3 protein-coding genes are annotated in these 5,049 nt (G+C 36.9%); 2 read left to right on the top strand and 1 reads right to left on the bottom strand.

What is annotated here, in order from left to right; translation table 11 throughout:
- Both E1140_RS01985 and E1140_RS01980 read left to right on the top strand, forming a co-directional pair.
- The coding region (locus E1140_RS01985) for a hypothetical protein (RefSeq protein WP_221412609.1) at positions 1-451 on the top strand (451 nt) is incomplete at its 5' end.
- A gap of 66 nt (positions 452-517) precedes the next feature.
- Positions 518-2,923, top strand: coding sequence for a TonB-dependent receptor (locus E1140_RS01980; RefSeq protein WP_155178487.1), 2,406 nt, complete (start codon positions 518-520; stop codon positions 2,921-2,923).
- Between the two features lie 144 nt (positions 2,924-3,067).
- On the opposite strand, the gene E1140_RS01975 is transcribed toward E1140_RS01980, so the two are convergent.
- Positions 3,068-5,049, bottom strand: a 1,982-nt coding sequence (locus tag E1140_RS01975; protein ID WP_221412608.1) for a transglutaminase family protein, incomplete at its 5' end; no start/stop codon positions are given.

Raw genomic sequence — 5,049 nt, 5'->3', positions numbered from 1 at the left:
AAAGTATTTTTTAAGAAAAGAAGTCAAACATCGGATGATGGATGATTTGCAAAATGAAGAATTGGTAAAGATAACGCTCTCAAAAAATGAGGCTACCCAAATTTTAAGGTGGGAGAAACCCCATGAGTTTGAATTTCAAGGAAGAATGTATGATGTAGTTAGAAAGTCTCAAACTGATAATGAGGTTACTTACTGGTGCTGGCCTGATTCTGACGAATCATATCTGAATCAACTATTAAGCAATATCATTAATAAAACTTCAAACAATAAAAGATCAGAAAAATCTGACCAATTGATCAGCTTTTTGAAATCCATTTACCTTGTCAGTAAAGCTGAAAGCCTCAATGTTTTTAGCCATCAGAAAATCATTTATTACTACCAAACTTCTGGATATACCAGTCAGAAGTTTAAACCATCTACCCCTCCTCCTGATAGCAAATATTTAACATGATTTAAGTATTTACTAATCTTTCCATTGCTGATAAAAATCCAATGGAACAATACATTTTATTCATTTATGAAAAAATACTACTACTTAATGCTTGTCATTTTGATGAGTACAAGTGCGTATGGTCAGACTTTAACAGTTATTGACAAAAAGTCAAATGAACCAATAGAGCTTGCTACAATAGCAAGTAAGTCGCCTAATGCATTTGTTACAACAGATGAGAATGGACAGGCTGATATAAGCGCCTTGAAGGGCTCTAAAAAAATAGAAATTAGGATAATAGGATATACTACCTTCTATACCAATTATGAAAATTTAGGGCTTCTTGGTTTTAAGGTTGAGATGGAGCGGTCTACGGTATCAATGGACGAAATAGTAATTTCTGCCACTAAATGGGAGCTATCAAGTTCAGAAGTCCCCTCTAAGATCACGGCTATCAGTTCAGAGGAAGTGGCGCTACAAAATCCACAGACCGCTGCCGATTTGCTCAATGTATCTGGTCAGGTGTACATACAGAAAAGTCAGCAAGGTGGCGGTAGCCCGATGATAAGAGGGTTCGCTACTAACAGACTTTTATACACTATAGACGGTGTAAGGATGAACACGGCAATATTCAGGGGTGGAAACCTTCAAAATGTGATCAGTCTCGATCCTTTTGCCATTGAAAGCACAGAGGTTTTCTTTGGCCCGGGATCCGTAATCTATGGTAGTGATGCTATAGGCGGTGTAATGAGCTTTCAGACACTTACGCCAAAATTTTCAACTAGTGAAGATCTTGTGGTCAATGGTAATGCGCTCATTAGAACGTCCTCTGCCAACAATGAAAAGACAGGGCATTTTGATGTTAATGTTGGAGGTAAGAAATGGGCCTTTGTATCGAGTTTTAGTTCATGGGATTATGACCACCTAAAACAAGGAAGCGATGGGCCTGAAGAGTACCTAAAGCCGTATAATGTGCAGCGACAAGATTCTACTGATATTGTGGTGACACAGGATGATCCATTGCTACAGATACCAACCGCCTACTCGCAAATCAATATGATGCAGAAGTTAAGGTTTAGTCCAAATGCCCAATGGGATATTCAGTATGGCTTTCATTTTTCAGAAACCTCCCCTTATGGAAGGTATGACAGGCATAACAGGGTGAGAAATGGCACCGCCAGATATGCTGAATGGAACTATGGTCCGCAAAAGTGGATGATGCATAACCTGGTGCTCTCTCATCAGGGCATTAGTACTTTTTATGACCGCATGAACCTTAGATTGGCATATCAGAAGTTTGAAGAAAGCCGTATAGACAGATCATTAAATAGAGATGTCAGAAATACTCAGGTAGAGGAATTAGATGCCTACTCACTAAACCTTGATTTATTGAAGGCGGTTGGTTTAAAAAATACCTTGAATTATGGTTTTGAATATATAACTAATGATGTGAACTCAACTGGTTTTGAAACTGATATTACAACTAACACGGATACGGAAGGTCCTTCAAGGTACCCTCAGTCAACCTGGAAATCTATGGCCATATACATTAACAGCCAGTATAAGGCAACTGAAGCCCTCTCCATTCAGGCCGGGCTGCGGTACAATCAATTTGTGATAGATGCCACATTTGATGACAGATTCTACAACTTTCCTTTTCAAAAGGCTAATTTGAATAAGGGTTCATTGACTGGCAGTTTAGGTGCGGTATTGCGCCCTACGGAAAAGCTTGTAATCAATGCAAACTTTGGCACTGCCTTCCGTTCACCTAACATTGATGATATAGGGAAGGTATTTGACTCAGAGCCTGGGGCTGTTACGGTTCCAAACCCTGACTTAGATGCCGAATATGCCTATAATTTTGATTTTGGAGTTGCTAAGGTATTTGGCAATAGGTTGAAGCTGGATGCTACTGCCTATTATACTATCCTTGATAATGCGATGGTACGAAGAAACTTCACATTAAATGGAGCAGACATGATTGTCTATGAAGGTGAACTTAGCCAGGTGCAAGCCATTCAAAATGCTGCTTCAGCTACCGTTTACGGACTGCAGGCTGGAATGGAATTCACCTTGCTTGATGGATTTCAGCTTATATCAGACCTAAACTATCAAAAAGGTGAAGAAGAGCTGGATGATGGAACAACCAGTAGTTCAAGACATGCTGCTCCCCTATTTGGTACGTCAAGGTTAAAATTTAACCACGAAAAAGTGAATTTGGAGTTTTATGTGAGTTATCAGGGGGAGGTTAGTTTTGAAGACTTAGCAGTAGATGAACGTGGAAAAGATGAAATATATGCTAAGGATTCAAAAGGCAACAACTATGCTCCATCATGGTACACCTTGAATTTAAAGGCGATGTTTCCTGTATCTGATAAAATATCCATATCAACTGGTTTGGAGAATATCACCGATCAGAGATACAGGCCCTACAGCTCTGGAGTATCATCACCAGGCCGTAATTTTATCATAGCATTACGCGCCAGCTTTTAAAGTTAATGAAGAGGTAATGTAACAAAGTATATTGATATAGGCGGTTAATATAGCTTTGCACAGGTTAAAGTAAATACTTCTTCATAAAGTATGTTTTAAGGTTAAAAAAGGGTCAGGGGTGGCCCTTTTTTTATTGCCTTAAAATCAAATCGGTTTAAGCACAAGTGACTCATTAAACTTCCTTACAATCATATCTAAATAATACTTGATCCTAGGGTACTCATTCTTATTATAAACAGCTTTTTTGAATGTGTAGTTTGCAGTGATTAAAACCATCTTATCTTTTTCTTCATATTGGATGTCAATGTTGACCAGTTCATCATCCAGACTATAAGGTTCTGGAAGTTGATCAAATTGATAACCTGAGGGCTTTTCTACAGTTATTTTAAATTCATCAGATTTCTTATAAACAAAATCAACAGGGTATGACCTGTTTTTTTGGGTTAATGAATTCTTTTCTAGGGCTAATCCCAAGAAAGGTTGAATAATAATATTATCACTTACATTTTCAAGATCCTTATTCGCATTAATTATAATTGAATATGGCCTATCTGGCAGGTCATAGTTAAATGATTTCACCCTGGTAATATCATCAAATTTCTTGCTGTAATACTTCAGGATTGAGACACTATCATCTTTGAAACTCTCCTTATAATTGAATGCATCATACTCTGTCGAATGAACAGACAGGCTAACATCAGCCTTCAATTTTTTAACATCAGGCTTTATAATAATATTTCTAACTTCCTTTGAAGTAACAGCATCTGATAGTTCTACCCAATTTCCAGATCCTCCATCAACAATTAGCCCCTTTTCATTGATACAATACGGAGGAATCTTATTATATGGGAGATATTTGTTCGTTCCATCAGCTAAAAACGGACGTTGAGTTCTTACGAAAACCAAAACATAGTTGAAAAAGTGGCTGAAAGGATAATCAGAAACTATTCTCCCATGATCTCGTGTACTTAGAACCACAGGCTGAGCCACCAAACCGGCAGACTCAAGCATCTCAGTAAGGAACAAATTAATCTCAGCCGAGTTTCCATTTTTCTGTTCAAAAAACTCTTTGGCTGATTTGTTGACATACTTGCTGTAGTATCCGTTCCATTTAAAATTTTGTTTTACATAATTTACAATTGCTTTAGCTTTTTCTTCTTCAGATAAATCTGCAATTGATAGCTCATTTTGAAGCACTTTTTTGGCAAACTTTCCACAGCTCTTCTTGAACTTTCCAAAATACTCATTCTTAATCAATGACTTATTTAGCTCCGGCCAGGTGGTAATTATCGATGTTTTAGCACCATTTGGACCATAAAACTTAGCCAGCTGAAAGTCCATTTTCATTATATAATCATTCTTTGTTGTTATATAGGATTCATCTTTAAAAGCCGGAACATCTTTTAAAATGTATGTATGAACATAATCCTGAAACTCAACCCCATTACCAACATTTTGACCATACATTTTTGATACAGAGCCCCAAGTACGGTTTTCCTTAGAAATTTCAGATTTTTGATAATCGAATTTTGTAATACCTTGTGCGATAAAAATGTACTCATAAAATGGAATCATACGAGACGTATATTTGCTGTAAATAGTTGGTATGATATCCTGAAATTCCCAGTCTGGAAGGTTAAAGTGAAATGGTGATTCTAAAACATATTTATATTCGATAATTGAACCATCCTGAATATCAGGAAAAACAAATTTCTTTATCCTCCATCTGTCATTAAATTGCTCATCATACATTGAAGATGGGTTAACTCTCTTTCTTACCACTCCTCCATCTTCAACATTATATGTGAAAGCCTCTATCGACTTTATAACTTCTGTTTTACCATATCCATCAACGTAGTAAGGAATAGAAACTTCAGCGATGTCACTGACAGACTTGTCAAAAATTTTAATTCGCTTAGTTCTGGTAAAGCTTATATCGTAACCGCCACTTTGAGTATCCACAAACTTAGTTTCGCCAATATCAAAAAGGACAACTGCCTCAGCATCAGGATCATTCTCATATACAGTGAGGTTTAATTCGTCTCTATTGATAATACCATATTCCAGTGAAAAATCCTGGCTAAAAGCCAGAGTTGTTACACTTATCAAAATTATTACTAATAGTC

The organism is Fulvivirga lutimaris (genome assembly GCF_009711525.1).
Taxonomy (GTDB): Bacteria; Bacteroidota; Bacteroidia; order Cytophagales; family Cyclobacteriaceae; genus Fulvivirga; species Fulvivirga lutimaris.
Note: the sequence above shows the minus strand (reverse complement) of the source record. Positions and strands in the feature narration are given on the sequence as shown.

Bases quoted from the DNA above. Each gene is read 5' to 3' on its own strand.
- E1140_RS01980 (WP_155178487.1), top strand. From the start codon at position 518: ATGAAAAAATACTACTACTTAATGCTTGTCATTTTGATGAGTACAAGT.